General features: G+C 74.9%; 11 protein-coding genes. 7 read left to right on the forward strand and 4 right to left on the reverse strand.

Translation table 11 applies throughout. The features are described 5' to 3' along the window. Positions 1 to 108: 108 nt before the first annotated feature. On the reverse strand, positions 109 to 240 hold the full coding sequence (locus AC07AL_RS28405) for a hypothetical protein (RefSeq protein ID WP_363629406.1): 132 nt from the start codon (positions 238 to 240) through the stop codon (positions 109 to 111). 255 nt (positions 241 to 495) lie between these two features. Here AC07AL_RS28405 and AC07AL_RS28410 point away from each other — a divergent pair, with 255 nt between their 5' ends. Both AC07AL_RS28410 and AC07AL_RS28415 read left to right on the forward strand, forming a co-directional pair. Continuing rightward, complete coding sequence (locus AC07AL_RS28410) at positions 496 to 3,966, forward strand: lantibiotic dehydratase (protein ID WP_478318686.1); 3,471 nt, start codon at positions 496 to 498, stop codon at positions 3,964 to 3,966. Then, positions 3,963 to 5,321, forward strand: a complete 1,359-nt coding sequence (locus tag AC07AL_RS28415) for a lanthionine synthetase LanC family protein (RefSeq protein ID WP_478318688.1) — start codon at positions 3,963 to 3,965, stop codon at positions 5,319 to 5,321. The genes AC07AL_RS28410 and AC07AL_RS28415 overlap by 4 nt, the downstream gene beginning before the upstream one ends. A gap of 74 nt (positions 5,322 to 5,395) precedes the next feature. Here AC07AL_RS28415 and glmS read toward each other — a convergent pair whose 3' ends face one another. Together glmS and AC07AL_RS28425 are read right to left on the reverse strand one after the other, a co-directional pair. Further along, positions 5,396 to 7,222 carry a glutamine--fructose-6-phosphate transaminase (isomerizing) gene (gene glmS, locus AC07AL_RS28420; RefSeq protein ID WP_363629411.1) on the reverse strand — a complete coding sequence of 609 codons (1,827 nt, stop codon included), beginning with the start codon at positions 7,220 to 7,222 and terminating at the stop codon, positions 5,396 to 5,398. An 82-nt stretch (positions 7,223 to 7,304) separates the two neighbouring features. Beyond that, positions 7,305 to 7,580: a hypothetical protein gene (locus AC07AL_RS28425; protein ID WP_478318690.1), complete on the reverse strand. Its 276-nt coding sequence runs from the start codon at positions 7,578 to 7,580 to the stop codon at positions 7,305 to 7,307. A gap of 204 nt (positions 7,581 to 7,784) precedes the next feature. Between AC07AL_RS28425 and asnB the strand changes: the two genes are divergently transcribed. The 4 genes from asnB to AC07AL_RS28445 all read left to right on the forward strand — a co-directional run bounded on the left by asnB (position 7,785) and on the right by AC07AL_RS28445 (position 13,177). Further along, the gene (asnB, locus tag AC07AL_RS28430; RefSeq protein WP_363585840.1) at positions 7,785 to 9,635 is read left to right on the forward strand and encodes an asparagine synthase (glutamine-hydrolyzing); all 1,851 of its coding nucleotides are present in this window, start codon (positions 7,785 to 7,787) and stop codon (positions 9,633 to 9,635) included. A 239-nt stretch (positions 9,636 to 9,874) separates the two neighbouring features. After that, a complete protein-coding gene (locus tag AC07AL_RS28435) occupies positions 9,875 to 10,993 on the forward strand; it encodes a hypothetical protein (protein ID WP_400807765.1) in 1,119 nt (372 codons plus the stop codon). 161 nt (positions 10,994 to 11,154) lie between these two features. Further along, the gene (locus AC07AL_RS28440) at positions 11,155 to 12,579 is read left to right on the forward strand and encodes a pyridoxal phosphate-dependent decarboxylase family protein (RefSeq protein WP_478318691.1); all 1,425 of its coding nucleotides are present in this window, start codon (positions 11,155 to 11,157) and stop codon (positions 12,577 to 12,579) included. 76 nt (positions 12,580 to 12,655) lie between these two features. After that, entirely contained in the window at positions 12,656 to 13,177 is a 522-nt protein-coding gene (locus AC07AL_RS28445) for a hypothetical protein (RefSeq protein ID WP_478318693.1), read from the forward strand. 96 nt (positions 13,178 to 13,273) lie between these two features. Here AC07AL_RS28445 and AC07AL_RS28450 read toward each other — a convergent pair whose 3' ends face one another. Further along, on the reverse strand, positions 13,274 to 14,008 hold the full coding sequence (locus AC07AL_RS28450; protein ID WP_363629418.1) for a DUF2306 domain-containing protein: 735 nt from the start codon (positions 14,006 to 14,008) through the stop codon (positions 13,274 to 13,276). Between the two features lie 411 nt (positions 14,009 to 14,419). On the opposite strand from AC07AL_RS28450, the gene AC07AL_RS28455 reads away from it, so the two are divergent. After that, entirely contained in the window at positions 14,420 to 14,911 is a 492-nt protein-coding gene (locus AC07AL_RS28455; protein WP_363629420.1) for a sortase-dependent protein, read from the forward strand. The last annotated feature ends 4 nt before the right edge of the window (positions 14,912 to 14,915 follow it).

Raw genomic sequence — 14,915 nt, forward strand, 5'->3', positions numbered from 1 at the left:
GCGGCGGTGGGGAAGGTGGGGTGAGGAAAGACGCCCCCCCCCCCCCCCCCCCCCCCCCCCCCCCCCCCCCCCCCCCCCCCGCCCCGTAGTGCCGGTACTGCTACCGGACTAGATGCACCACGGACGGGTGCAGGACCCCTCACAGGAGATGCTGAACGCGGACTCCTCCTGCTCGCCGAGCTCGGTCGAGACCAGGTCCTGCACGTCAAGGTCGAACAGCTCCAGCATGTTGTCGGCCATGAGGGCCTCCCTTCGTCAGTGCCACGGTTGACCGCGGCGGACTGCAGCGGACGTTAGGCACTCCTGCATGGGCCCAGCAATGGTTCTGCACGGATGAATGGATTAACTCAGCCAAAAATCGAAACAGTTCGATCGATGGTGGACAGTTTTCGATCGCCGAGGTAGACACGACCCGACCCGCCGTCAGGAGTGCGAGCCGCGTGGCGGCATCGGTACGGGGCGTGTGGCATGAGGCACCGAGGCACGAGGAGCACAGTGGTCGAGACGCACGGAGCGCCCCAGGACGGACTCTTCACCGCGACCGGCCCGGTCCTGCTGCGGACACCCGCGCTGCCGCGCTCGCACCGCCACACCGTCCCGGCCGACCCCGCGCACCCCGCGCCGGGGTCCGCCGAGACCGCGCCGGGGTCCGCCGAGACCGCGCTCCTGACGTACCTCGCCGAGGCCGCCGCCGACCCGGCCCTGCGCGAGGCGATCGAGCTCTCCAGCCCCTCCCTGGCCGACCTGCTCGACCAGGTCGCCGCAGGCACCGTGCCCCGCCCGGCCGCGCTGCGCCGGGCGGCCGAGGCGGTCAGCCGCTACCGGTTGCGGATGGCCACCCGGCCGACGCCGTTCGGGCTGATGGCCGCGGTGGTGCCGGCGCGCTTCGGCGCGGCGGCCAAGGTCCGCTGGGGCGGGGCCGACCGCCGCGCCCTGCGGCCCGACCTGGGCTGGCTGCTCCCGCTGCTCGACCGACTGCGGACCGACCCTGCGGTGCTGCCCGGCCTGCGGCTGGCCGTGGACCAGCAGGCCCGGCTGCGCGGCGGTCGCCTGGTGCTGCCGTACCTGCCCGAGCGTCGGCCCGCCGCCGCCGGTGCCGAGGCGGAGCCGGTCGCCGAACGGACCGTACGGGCCACCGCCGTCGTCCGGGCCGCGATCCGGACCGCCGCCGAGCCGGTCCGGCACTGCGACCTGCTGGCCGCGCTGACCGCCGACTTCCCCACGGCCCCGGCCGAGGCCGTCGCGGCCCTGGTCCGCTCGCTGGTCGGCCAGGGCTTCCTGCTCACCGACCTGACGCCTCCGGCGGACAGCACCGACCTGCTCGGCCATGTGCTCGACCGGATACCCGCCGACCACCCGGTGCACCCCGAACTGGCGGCCGTCCGGAGCGCGTTGGCGCAGGCCGCCGCCCTGCCCGGCGGGCAGGCCACCGACCTGCTGCGCGAACTCCGGACCCGGATGACCCGGCTCGCCCCGGCCGACCGCCCGCTCCACGCGGATCTCGCCCTGGACGCCGAGGTGGTCCTGCCGGACCAGGTCCGCACCGAGCTGGAGAGGACCGCCGCGCTCCTCTGGCGCCTGTCGCCGCCGGCCCCCGGGCCCGAGCACCTGCGCGCGTACCACGCGGAGTTCGTCGAGCGGTACGGCACGGACAGCCCCGTCCCGCTGGCCGAACTGCTCGACCCCGACACCGGCCTGGGCCCGCCGGCCGGCTACCGGCGCCCGGCCGGCCCCCGCGGCACGGCCAACCCCCAGCCCGCCCGGGCCCGCACCGACGCCGACGCGGCCCGCGACCGGTTGCTGGCCGAACTGGCGGCGGGCGCCCTCGCCGACCGGGAGCCGGACGGCGCGCTGCCCGAAGTGCTCCTGGACGACGACCTGCTGGCCCGGCTGGCCCCGCCGCGCGACGAGGCGGGCGGCGCCGTCGACACCCCGCCCGCATCCCTGGAGCTGTACGCCGAACTGGCGGCGGACTCCCTGGAGGCGCTGGACGCCGGGGACTTCCGACTCGTGCTCTCCCCTGTCGCCGGCAGTGACCGCGCCGGAGCCACCTTCGGCCGCTTCGCCACCCTGCTCGCGGGTGCGGGGGGCGACCGCGGCCCGGGTGCCGAACCGGGCGCGGACCCGGGCCGGTCGGCGGACGACCCCGCGGCGGCCGGCGGGGCACTGCTGGCCGAGGCCGCCGGGTCCGTGCAGTCCGCTGGGCCCACCGGATCCGGCGACCACGGCGCACTCGAAGCGCACCTGGAGTTCACCCCGTACCGCGCGCGCCATGCCAACATCGCCCTGACCCCGCGCTGGCTCGACCACCGGGTGGTGGTCAGCGCCTTCGCCGACCCGGGCGGCCCCTCCGTACTTCCGTTGGACGACCTGGTCGTGCTGGCCGACCCCGACCGGCTCGCGGTGTACTCCCGCCGCCTCGGCCGCGAGGTCCGCGTCGCCACCCATCACGTGCTCAACCTGCGCAGCGGTGCGCCCAACGCGGCCCGTTTCCTCCAGGAGGTGACGCTGACCGGGCAACGGCCCTGGCAGCCCTGGGACTGGGGGGCGGCGAGCAGCGCGCCCGTGCTGCCGCGCGTCCGCCGGGGCCGGGTGGTGCTGGCCCCGGCCACCTGGCGGCTGACCGCGCCCGTCCCGGCGGCCTCCGCCCCGTTCGAGCAGTGGGACGAGGGCCTGGCCCGCTGGCGCCGACGCTGGGGAGTGCCGGCCGCCGTCCGCCTGATCAGCGGCGACCAGCGGATCAGCCTGGACCTCGACCTCCCGTGGCACCGGCGGCTGTTGCACAGCCAGGCGCGGTCCGCCGAGCCCACCGTGCTCCAGGAGGACCCCAACCCGGCCGGCGACGGCGGCTGGCTGTGCGGACCGGATGGTGCGCGGACCGCCGAACTGGTGGTCCCGCTGCGCCGCAGCACGACCGGGCCGACCGCGTCCGGACCTCGCCGCCCGCTGCCCGCCCGGCGCGACCGGACCGTCGAACTCCCCGGCGGATCCTGGCTGTTCGCCCGGCTGGCGGCCACCGAGGCGCGCCAGGAGGAGATCCTGGTCGAACACCTGCCCCGGCTGCTCGACGCCCTGCCCGCCGACGTGGACCGCTGGTTCTTCATCCGCTATCAGGACTCCGCGCCGCATCTGCGGCTGCGTTTCCACGGTGCGCCGCCGGTCCTCGCCGCCCGACTGCTGCCCACCGTGCACGACTGGGTGCGGGAGCTGCACCGGGCCGGGCTCGCCGCCGACCTGCGCCTGGAGGGGTACGCGCCGGAGACCGACCGCTACGGCGGCGCCGAGGTGCTCGCCGACGCCGAACGGGTCTTCCAGGCCGACAGCCTGGTCGCGCTGGCGGCGCTGCGACTGGCCCGGGCGGAGCGCTCGCTCTCCCGGGACCTGCTCGCCGCCGTGAACCTCGCCGGCACCGCGCAGGCCTTCCTGGCCGGCCGCGCGGGGCAGTCGGCGGGGCAGCCAGCGGGGCAGCCGGTGGGAGACCGCGTTCCTGACGACGGGCCCGAGGGCCGCACCGACCTCCCCACCAGTCTCTCCGCCGACCTCCCCGCCGGCCTCCCCACCGACCGGCAGGCCGTCGCGCCGACCGTCCCCGGCGTGCCCTCGGTCGGGGCCTGGCTGGCGGGGGTGTATCCGAAGTCGGAGCGCCACCACCAGGCGTTCCGGGCCCAGCGCGCGGCCGCGTTGCGGGCGATCGGCCCCGACGGGCCGACCGTCCCGGCGGGCGGCCTGCTGCCCGCCGACCCCGCGCTGGCCGACGCCTGGCGGCAGCGGGCCGTCGCACTCGCGCGGTACGCGTCCCGGGTGGAGCCGTCGTCGGCCGACCCGGTGCTGGCCTCGCTGCTGCACATGGGCCACAACCGGCTGATCGGGATCGACCGCGAGGCCGAACGCCGGGCCTACGCACTGGCCCGAGGCGCTGTCGAGGCCCACCGGGCCCGCCGCTCCAGCCCGCGGGAGGGGCGATGAACACGACGGATCCGATCCGCGCCGTGGCCGAGTTGCTCAGCAGGCCCGGTGCGCTCGAAGAACCGGCCGCCGACACCACGACGCCCTCGGCGTCCGCGCCGCCCCCAGCGGCGCACGCGCTCGGGGCCGGCCGCAGCGGCGCCGCGCTCGCGCTCGCCGTACTGGCCGACCGCGAGGACGACGCCGCGCTGCGCCGCGCCGCGCACGGGCACCTCACGGCCGCCGTGAAAGCCCCCGGGGCGATGCGGGGCGGCGGACTCTTCTCCGGCGCCGCCGCGATCGCCTTCGCCGCCCGCACCATGGCGCGGCGCCCCGGCGAGTACCGCACGCTGCTCGACGGGCTGACGCCCCGGGTCCGGCAGGCCGCGGCCGGGCGCGTCGCCGACCTGCGCGCCGATCTGGCCGTCGGCACGGGCCTGCGCGCACACACCTTCGACGCCGTCTCGGGCGCGGCGGGCCTGGGCCGGCTGCTGCTCGCGCTGGAGCCGGCCGGACCGGCACTGGCCGATCTGCTCACCGCGCTGGTCGCGCTGGCCGAGCCGACCGGCGGTGTGCTGCCGCGCTGGTGGACCGCCGGTGGACCGGGACTGCCCGGCGCGGATCCCGGGTTCCCCCGGGGGCACCTCAACCTGGGCCTGGCCCACGGGGTCCCGGGCCCGCTCGCCCTCCTGGCGCTGGCCCGGCTGCGCGGTGTGGAGGTGCCCGGGCAGGACGAGGCGATCGAGGCGCTGGCGAGTTGGCTCGCCGCCCGGCGGATCCCCGGCCCGGTCGACCCGGACAGGCCCGTCCCGACCGAGCCGGTGCCCATGGGCCCCGACCCGGCCGGGGATCGGCCCGGCGTGGGCGGGTCCTGGCCGATGACCGTGCGCGTCGAGGACGAGGAGGCCGGCCGGCTGCCGGCCGACCAGCCGACGCGGGCGGCCTGGTGCTACGGAACCCCCGGTGCGGCCCGCGCGCTCTTCCTTGCGGGCGCGGCCCACGGCCGCTCCGACTGGCGGACCACCGCCGTCGCGGCGCTGACCGACACGCTGCGCGACCCCGCCGGCTGGAACCTCCAGGGCCCCGGACTCTGCCACGGCACCGGCGGCCTGCTGCGGATCGCCCAGCGGATGGCCGAGGACTCCGGCTCCGCCGAACTGACCGCCCGTCTGCCCGCGCTCGCCGCCACCGTCGCGAGCCGGCTCGACACGGCACTCGGCGCCGGAGACCCGCCCGGCCTCCTGGAGGGGACGGCAGGCGCTGCCCTCGCCCTGCACGCCCACGCCCGTGCCCGTGCCCGTACCGCTGCGCAGGCGTCCTCGGCGGGCACCGGCGACGCCGCCGAGGAGTGGGACGCCTTCCTGCTGATCTGCTGAGCTGCTGAGCTGCTGAGCTGCTGAGCATCAGGAAAGCCGTCCCACCCGCCGGGCCGTCACTTCTCGGGGGCGCCCTACTCCACCGTCACGCTCTTCGCCAGGTTGCGCGGCTTGTCGACATCGCGGTCGAGGGCCACGGCGGCGTGGTAGGCGAGGAGTTGGAGCGGGATGTTGAGCAGCAGCGGGTCGAGCTCGGGCTCGCTCTTGGGGACGAGGACGCAGTGGTCGGCGAGCTTGTCCTCGGGGCGGCGGTGCGCGATGGCGATCACGCGGCCGGAGCGGGCCTTGATCTCACCGAGGGTGGTGAGGTTCTTGTCGAGCAGTTCGTCGTCCGGGACGAGTGCGACGGTGGGCAGTTCGGGGCTGATCAGCGCCAGCGGACCGTGCTTCAGCTCGCTCGCCGGGTAGGCCTCGGCGTGCACGTAGGAGATCTCCTTGAGCTTCTGCGCGCCCTCCCGGGCGACCGGGTAGCCGCGGACCCGGCCGATGAACATCATGCCCGCCGATCCGGCGTACTCGGCGGCGAGTTCGGCGATGGCCTCGGTCTGCGCGAGCACCTCGCGGATCTGGTCCGGCAGCGCCTTCAGGGCCGCGACGATCCGGCGGCCGTCGGCGGGCGACAGGTCGTGGATGCGGCCGAAGTGCAGGGCGAGCAGCGCGAAGGCGACCACGGTGGAGGTGAAGGCCTTGGTGGAGGCGACCGAGATCTCCGGCCCGGCGTGCAGGTACATGCCGCCGTCGCACTCTCGGGCGATGGCGCTGCCCACGGTGTTGACGACGCCGAGCACCCGTCCGCCCTTGCGCTTGATCTCCTGGACGGCGGCCAGCGTGTCGTAGGTCTCGCCGGACTGGCTGACCGCGATGTAGAGCGTGTCCGCCTCGATCACCGGGTTGCGGTAGCGGAACTCGGAGGCGGGCTCGCTGTGCGCGGGGATGCGGGAGAGTTCCTCGATCAGCTGGGCGCCCATCTCGCCGGCGTAGTAGGCGGATCCGCAGCCGAGGATCTTCACCCGGCGGATCTCGCGCAGCTCCCGGGCGTCCAGGTTGAGGCCGCCGAGGTGCGCGGTGGAGAAGCGCTCGTCGAGCCGGCCGCTGAGCGTGCGCTCGACCGAGCCGGGCTGCTCGTGGATCTCCTTGAGCAGGAAGTGCTCGTAGCCGCCGGTGTCGTAGGAGTCGATCTCCCAGTCCACGGTGGACGGCTGGTGGTGGGTGGTGCGGGCGTCGGTGGTGAAGGTGCGGAAGCCGTCGGCGCGGACGGTGGCCAGCTCGCCGTCCTCCAGGTGGACGACCTGGCGGGTGTAGCGGACGAGGGCGGAGACGTCGGAGGCGACGAACATCTCCTTCTCACCGAGGCCGAGCACTATCGGGCTGCCGTTGCGGGCGGCCACGATCCGGTCCGGCTGCTCGGCGTCGAGCACCGCGATGCCGTAGGTGCCGACCACCCGGGCGAGCGCGGCGCGCACCGCGTCCTCCAGCTCGACTCCCTCGCCGACGTGCGCGGCGATCAGGTGGGAGAGCACCTCGGTGTCGGTCTCGGAGCGGAACACGACGCCGTCGGCGGTGAGCTTGGCGCGCAGTTCGTCGGCGTTCTCGATGATGCCGTTGTGGACGACGGCGATCCGCTCGGCGCCGTCCAGGTGCGGGTGGGCGTTGGCGTCACTGGGCACGCCGTGGGTCGCCCAGCGGGTGTGGCCGATGCCGGTGCCGCCCTTGAACCGGGCCGGGACGGCGGCGGCCAGGTCGGCGACCCGGCCCTTGACCTTGCGGACCTTGAGCCCGCCGGTGCGCCCGGTGACGGCCACGCCGGCCGAGTCGTAGCCGCGGTACTCCAGCCGGGCCAGGCCCTCCAGCAGGAAGGGGGTCGCGTCCTTGGGGCCGATGTAGGCCACGATTCCGCACATGCGTGGTCTCCTCTTCGTGAATGCCGTGAGTGCCGTAAGTGCCGTGAATGCGCCAGTGCCGTGCCCCCCGCCCCGGCAGCGCTCAGCCGTAGACGATGCGGCGCAGCTGGCGGGCCGAGAGCTCGGGTGCCGCGACCCGGCGGGCGGGGAGTTCCTCGGCGAGCCGGGTGAAGATCCGTTCGTTGGTCAGTCCGCGTGCCTGGAGCTCGCCGTGGCGGCGGCGGACGTACTCCTCGGTGCTCTCGGAGAAGTACGCCAGCACCTCCGCCACGACCCGCGCCGCCTCCCGGGGCCCGAGCGGGCTGGCCCGGGTGAGGTGGGCGAGGAGGTCGTCGTGAGGGTGGGGTGAGCTCGGCACGAGTGAGGAGCCTAGGCCGCGCCGCCTCTGGGGCCAAGAATCCTGCCCGAAATCGGGCAGACTTTACGACTTTCAGCTCAAACAACCAGTCACATCGTCCTCCCGAGCCCCTTCCGACTCCTTCCCGACGCACCCTTGTAGCCGCACCCCTCCGACACGTAGCGTCATTTTCCGCATACGTAGCGGAAGACCGGAGGCTTGCTGATGTGCGGGATCACCGGATGGGTCGCCTTCAACCGTGACCTCACCGCCGAACGGGCCGTCGTCGACGCCATGACGGCCACCCAGATCTGCCGCGGCCCGGACGCCGGCGGCGTCCACCTGGAGCGACACGCCGCCCTCGGCCACCGCCGCCTCGCGGTGATCGACCTGGAGGGCGGCGTCCAGCCCATGACCGTCGAGCACGACGGCCGGCTGCTGGCGGCGCTCACCTACAGCGGCGAGGTCTACAACCACCGCGAGCTGCGCGCGGAACTGAAGGCGGCCGGACACCGCTTCCGCACCCGCAGCGACACCGAGGTCGTGCTGCACGCCTACCTGGAGTGGGGCGAGGGCCTGGCCGAACGCCTCAACGGGATGTTCGCCTTCGCGATCTGGGACGCCCGCAGCGAGGAACTGCTGCTGGTCCGCGACCGGATGGGCGTCAAGCCGCTGCACTACCACCTCACCCCCGACGGCGTGATCTTCGGCTCCGAGGTGAAGGCCATCCTGGCCCACCCCGCCGTCCGCCCGGTGGTCGACCTGGACGGGCTGCGCGAACTGCTCGCCTTCACCCGCACCCCGGGCATCACCCCCTACCGGGGCATCGTCGAGGTCCGGCCCGGGCACGTCGTCCGGGTCCGCCGCGAGGGCGTGTCGGTGCGCCGCTACTGGGCGCTGGAGGCGCGCGAGCACACCGACACCCTCGAGGCCACCGTCGCCACCGTCCGGGCCCTACTGGACGACATCGTCCACCGCCAGCTCGATTCGGACGTCCCGCTCTGCTCGCTGCTCTCCGGCGGCCTGGACTCCAGCGCCGTCACCGCCCTCGCCGCCCGGGTCCTGCGGGCCGAGGGCGCCGGCCCGGTGCGCTCCTTCGCCGTCGACTTCGCCGGCCAGAGCGAGAACTTCCACGCCAGCGAGGTCCGGCCGACCCTGGACGGCCCGTACGCCCGGCTGCTGGCCGAGCACGTCGGGGCCGACCACAACGTGATCGAGCTGGACGCCGCCGCGCTCACCGACCTCGCCCAGCGGGACGCCGTCCTGCGCGCCCGCGACCTGCCCGGCGGCTTCGGCGACATGGACATCTCGCTGCTGCTGCTCTTCCAGGGCGTGCGCCGCCAGTCCACCGTCGCCCTGTCGGGCGAGTCCGCGGACGAACTGTTCGGCGGCTACCGCTGGTTCCACGACCCGAAGGCCGTCGCCGCCGACGACTTCCCCTGGGCGGTCTCGCTGACCGGCCTCGGCGGCCAGGGCACAGGGCCGCGCGAACACCTGCTCGACGCCGGCCTGCTCGCCGAGCTCGACCTGCCCGGCTACCGGCGGGCCCGCTACCACGAGGCACTCGCCGAAGTCCCGCACCTGCCGGACGCCGATCCGCTGGAACGGCGGATGCGCGAGATCTCGTACCTCCACCTGACCCGCTTCGTCTGCATCCTGCTCGACCGCAAGGACCGGATGAGCATGGCCAACGGTCTGGAGGTGCGGGTGCCGTTCTGCGACCACCGGCTGGTCCAGTACGTCTTCAACACGCCGTGGGCGATGAAGCACTTCGACGGCCGGGAGAAGAGCCTGCTGCGCGCCGCCGTCCGGGACGTGCTGCCGGACGCCGTCGCCGACCGGGTGAAGAGCCCGTACCCGGTCACCGAGGACCCGCACTACCCGGCGCTGCTGCGGGCCGAGCTCGCCCGGCTCGCCGCCGAGCAGAAGTCCCCGGCGCTCGCCCTGCTCGACCGGCGGCGCCTCGCCGACGCGCTCGATCCGGGCACCGACCCGCAGTCCGTCCGGCTGGCCGTCGACTTCGCGCTCGAACTGCACACCTGGCTGACGGACTACCAGGTGACGCTGGACATCTGACGGCGGGCCGCCCCGGGCGGCGCGGCGGCCTCGACGGCGGGCCGCTGCGCCGTTCGGGTGATTGATCCGGGTGACGAATCCCGGGTGATCATCCGGAACCAACCCGCCGCGCCCGGGCGTCGGACGGTGCGGTAGCGTCGCCGACACCTCCCGAATGGCGGGCGATAACGCGGATTCCCGCCGCCGTGCCGTCAGGATGGGAGCGAACCGTCCACCTCGATCCGCCGGGGGATCACCTCATGCAACCGCGGGTATTCGCGATTCTCACCGCCCTGCTCCTGGGCGTCCTGGGCCTCGGGTCGGTGGCCGTCACCGACTGGTCGCCCGCGACCGCCACCGTGGCGACGACCCCGGCCGCCACCGCGGGCTCCGGCGCCGCCGCGCCCGGCGTCGCACCGGCGGCCGCGAGCGCCACCCCGACCGGCGACCCGGCGGTGTGGACCCGCTCGACGCTGCGCAACAAGCTGATGGCCGAGATGGACGCCAGCGACCCCGGCGTCGCGCTCGCCGACCTCGACAAGATCACCAAGGAGAAGCCGTACACCGTGCGCTTCTGCCACCCGATCGCGCACGAGCTCGGCCACGCGGCGGTCAAGCGCTTCAACGCCGACTTCCAGAAGGTCATCTCCTTCCCGCACGAGACCTGCGCGGCCGGCTACCTGCACGGCGCGGTCGAGGAGATGCTCAACGCCTCCGCCCAGCCCGAGGTGGACCTGCTCAAGCTCTGCGCGCCCAAGAACACCGGCCCGTGCATCCACGGCGTCGGCCACGGCACCATGTTCGTCGCCAAGCAGGACGTCCCCAAGGCGCGCGAGCTGTGCAGCAAGTTCCCCAGCGACCAGAACAAGATCCGCTGTTCCGAAGGGCTGTTCATGCAGCTCTTCGGCCCGGACGAGGAGGACGAGAAGGCCAAGGCGAACCTGCCCGCCGACAAGCTCGCCCAGGACCCGCTGTACCCGTGCAAGGACCAGCCGGGCCTGTTCCAGTCCGCGTGCTTCTTCTACGCCCCGACCTTCTACCTCTCCTCGCACGACTACCCGAACCACCCCGAGGTCTACGCCGACGCCCTCAAGTGGTGCCTCAGCGGCAAGGCCAGCGGCGGGGCGACCGACTGCAGCCGCGGCGTCGGCTCGCGGACGATGAAGTACAACCTCGACCGCGAGGACTGGGCCGCCCAGCAGTGCGGCACCGCCGCCGACGGCTGGCAGCGCAAGGCCTGCGCCGAGGGCCTGGTCAGCTACTACACGGTGAACTACACCGACGACGGCGCGGCCGGCCGGCTCTGCGCCAAGATCACCGACAGGGAGATGCAGGGCTACTGCCGCTCCGCCAGCGGCCTGTCCAGCTCGCTCGACTGACCTCGCCCGTCCCACCGGGACCGACCGCCCCGTCTCACCTGGAGGGCCCGCGCCGCACGGCGCGGGCCCTTTCCGTAGGATCGGCCGACCGGTCCACCGGACCGGACGATCAGGGTGCGCCGAGGACGCCGCGCCTCCCCCGCCCCTGGAGAGCCGCCATCATGACCGCCGAGGACTTCCGCGCCGCCGCGCACACCGCCGCCGACCTCGTCTCCGACTACCTCGCCGAACTGCCCGGGCGCCCGGTCTGGCAGCCGATGGACGACACCGCCCGCCGGGCCCTGCTCGACGCCCCGCTGCCCGCCGCCGGCCGCCCGCTCGCCGACCTCCTCACCGCCATCGGGCAGGACGTCCTCCCCCACCCGATGGGCAACGGCCACCCCCGCTTCTTCGGCTGGGTCAACTCCGCCCCCGCCCCCGCCGGAGTCCTCGCCACCCTCGCCGCCTCCGCCATGAACCCCAGCTCGGCCGGCGGCGACCACGCCGACGTCCACCTGGAACGCGCCGTGGTCCGCTGGATCGCCGAACTCGTCGGCTTCCCACACCCGGCCGGCGGCGGCCTGCTCACCTCCGGCACCTCGATGGCCACCATCGTGTGCCTGGCCGCCGCCCGCAACCGCGCCGCCCGCCGGGCCGGCTGGGACGTCCGCGAGGACGGCCTGGCCGGCCTGCCGCCGCTGGTCGGCTACGTCACCGGCGAGACCCACTCCTGCGTCCGCAAGGCCGCCGAACTCCTCGGCCTCGGCAGCCGGCACCTGCGCACCGTCGCCACCGGGCCGGACGGCCGCCTCGACCCCGCCGAACTGCGGGCCGCCGTCGAACGCGACCGGGCCGCCGGACTGCTGCCCTTCCTGGTCGTCGCCTCGGCCGGCACCGTCGGCACCGGCGCCGTCGACGACTTCGGCCCGATCGCCGACCTCTGCGCCGAGCAGCGCCTGTGGCTGCACGTCGACGGCGCGTACGGGGCCTTCGGCAGGCTCGACCCGGCCATCGCCCACCGCTACGCCGGCCTGGAGCGCGCCGACTCCCTCGCCCTCGACCCGCACAAGTGGCTGGGCGTGCCCGTCGACTGCGGCTGCGCGCTGGTGCGCGACACCGAGGAACTGCGTGCCACCTTCAGCCTCGTCCCCTCCTACCTGCGCGACGAGGCGGCCGGCGCGCTCGGCTGGTTCTCCGAGTACGGCACCGAGCAGACCCGCCCGTTCCGCGCGCTCAAGGTCTGGGCCACCATCGCCCACAAGGGCCGCGACGGCATCGCCCGGGACATCGCCCGCTGCACCGCCCTCGCCCGCCGCCTCGGCGAACTGATCGAGGCAGACGGGGAGTTGGAGCTGCTGGCCGAGGTCCAGACCTCCATCGTCGCGTTCCGCCACCGCACCCCCGGGCACGACGAGGCCGCCGTCGACGCCCTCAACCGCGAACTCCCCGCCGTCGTCCAGCGGCGCGGCCGGGTCTTCGTCACCGGAGCCCGCCTCGGCGACCGCGAGATGCTCCGCGCCTGCCTGCTCAACGCCGCCACCACCGAGGCCGACCTGGAGCTCCTGCTCGCGGAGGTCAAGGCGGCGGCTGCGGACCTGCAACCGTAACGCGGGCCCGGCGACCTTAACCACCAGGTCACGGCGGGTTCGTGGACAGGAAACACCCGTCGGGCAGGGTGCTGTCATGGAGCAGACGGAGCACACGGAGCACCCGACCATGCAGCCGACGCCCACCCTCCCCCGGGCCCGACGACGCGGCGCCGGCACCCACCGCTGGCGCCGCGACAGCGTCGAACTCGCCGCCGTCTTCGTCTCGGTCACCGCGGCCGACCTGGTCGCCAAGATCGTCGTCCGCGGCCCCGACGGCCCGGTGGTCCTCGCCGCCGCCGCCCTCGCCCTCCTCGCCACCGCCCTCTTCCACACCTGGTGGTCCCAGCGCCACCACCCCCACTCCCCCGCGCCCCCGACCACCCTGTGGCGCGTCCGCACCGCCGCCCGCAGCACCCCCGACGACCTGGCCCGCGTCCACACCGCCCTGGCCGACCAGCACGTCGCCGTCCTCTCCCGCCAGCCCCACCCCGTCCCCGGCACCACCGTCGACGAGCTCTACCTCCGCGCCCCCCACACCCTCACCCCCACCGACCTCACCACCCTCCTCGCCACCACCGGCCACCCCCTCCTCGACACCCCCACCCGCATCGGCTGACCGCGGCGCGACCACGGCGACGCAGCGGGTTCCCCGACACCGCTACGCAGGAGGGGGTTCGACGCCCCTCCCGCGAGCCCGCCCGCCGCGTCTGGCTCAGGACTGCGGGGCGGCCGGAGTGAGACGGTAGGCGGGCAGGCCCCGGCGGCGGATGAGGAATTCGGCGACTATCAGGTTGGGCAGCCAGCTGAGGAACGGGACGGCGGCGTAGGCGTTGTCGAAGAAGCGCTCGCCGTCGACGTGTCCCTGGGCGGTGAGCGTCTGGAGGAGGATGAGGACGCCGAGCCAGGACCGGAGGGTGACGGCGGCGTAGGTGAGGGCGAAGCTGCGGATCATCCAGGCGCGGTGGCTCGGCAGGTCGCGGTCGCGGACGGCTCGGTAGCCGCGCCAGGTGGTCCAGGCCCAGAGCAGGGCGAGCCCGCCGAAGCCGAAGAAGCCGTTGAAGGCGGCGGAGTTGAAGAACGCCATGACGAACGCGGCCAGGGATCCCACCGCGACCCCGAAGACGTAGACGCGGCCGGTCCAGCGGTGGACGGCGGGGGATCGCCGGCGCAGCGTGGTGGAGAACTGGAACGGGCCGACCAGCAGCGCCAGCGCGGCCGTCACGATGTGGACGTAGAAGGTGACTTGGACGGCCGTCGGGCGCTCGGCGTAGGTGGCGGACACGCCGCCCTCCGACGCGGCGATGGGCAGGCCGGCCTGGGCGTACGTCCCCACGGCGTACCCGACGATCGCGAGCGAGGTCAGCAGGACGACGGCCCAGCGGACGCGCCCTCCCCTCCTGCTCGTCGGGGCGGGGGCGGTCGCGGCGCGGGCGGCGGTACTGGTCATCGGTGACCCCGATCGGCTGGAGGTGGGACGGCATCACGTGCACGGTGCGCGTCGCGCGGTCGGCCGGCGCTCTGCTCGCGGCGCCCACCACCACCCCGGAACTGGGGTCTACCACCACGCTGTTCGAACCGCAGCCAGTGTGGCCGGGCCCGCGGCCCCGGGCCATGGAGCGGCCCCCCGGGCCGGGAGGGGGGTTACCCCCACGACCCGACGCGACGTCAACCGGACGGCCTCCCACCGCACGGGCACCGCCGCCGCCAGCTTGACCGCAACGGGCCCCGGGGTTCGTTACGCAGCCGATGGGCGGCCGTGACACGACCGGCCGGGGACCGCGACACGGGCCTCCTACCGTCATGGACGACGCACCGGCCACCCCGGCCGGGAGGCGTCCATGACGAAGGAGAACACCGTATGAGCAGGAGCCGTACCCACCGCTCCCCCGCCCGCCGCGTGCTGGCCGTCTGCGCCCTGACCGGCGGCGCGCTGCTGACCGTCGTCACCGGCGGACAGGCCTTCGCCGACGGGACCCCGTCCGCCGCGCCTGCTGCGGGTGCCGGCGTGTCGGCCGCCCCCACCTCTACGCCCACCCCGGCCCGCCCCGCCCCGGCCGCCCCCTCGGTCGCGGGCAAGGACGCCTCGACCACGCCCACGGCGAAGCCCAGCGCGCAGCCCGCCGTCAGTGGCGCGCCCACGGCGCAGCCCGCCGCCGGCGGCGCCGGAGTCTCCAGTGACGGCAAGGCCCAGGTCCGTGAGGTGCCCAAGGGCGCGGCCCAGGCCGGCGACGGGTCCGGCGAGACCGACAGCAACGGCCTGATGCTGGCCGGTGGCGGGGCCGTCGCGGCCGTCGGCGCCGGTGCGCTGGGCTTCGCGATGCTGCGCCGCCGCTCCGGTGCGCGCGGCTGACACC

The sequence above is a fragment of the Kitasatospora sp. NPDC043949 genome (assembly GCF_056435365.1).

Bases quoted from the DNA above. Each gene is read 5' to 3' on its own strand.
- glmS (WP_363629411.1), bottom strand. From the start codon at position 7,222: ATGTGCGGAATCGTGGCCTACATCGGCCCCAAGGACGCGACCCCCTTC.
- AC07AL_RS28440 (WP_478318691.1), top strand. From the start codon at position 11,155: ATGACCGCCGAGGACTTCCGCGCCGCCGCGCACACCGCCGCCGACCTC.
- AC07AL_RS28405 (WP_363629406.1), bottom strand. From the start codon at position 240: ATGGCCGACAACATGCTGGAGCTGTTCGACCTTGACGTGCAGGACCTG.
- AC07AL_RS28450 (WP_363629418.1), bottom strand. From the start codon at position 14,008: ATGACCAGTACCGCCGCCCGCGCCGCGACCGCCCCCGCCCCGACGAGC.
- asnB (WP_363585840.1), top strand. From the start codon at position 7,785: ATGTGCGGGATCACCGGATGGGTCGCCTTCAACCGTGACCTCACCGCC.
- AC07AL_RS28445 (WP_478318693.1), top strand. From the start codon at position 12,656: ATGGAGCAGACGGAGCACACGGAGCACCCGACCATGCAGCCGACGCCC.
- AC07AL_RS28415 (WP_478318688.1), top strand. From the start codon at position 3,963: ATGAACACGACGGATCCGATCCGCGCCGTGGCCGAGTTGCTCAGCAGG.
- AC07AL_RS28455 (WP_363629420.1), top strand. From the start codon at position 14,420: ATGAGCAGGAGCCGTACCCACCGCTCCCCCGCCCGCCGCGTGCTGGCC.
- AC07AL_RS28435 (WP_400807765.1), top strand. From the start codon at position 9,875: ATGCAACCGCGGGTATTCGCGATTCTCACCGCCCTGCTCCTGGGCGTC.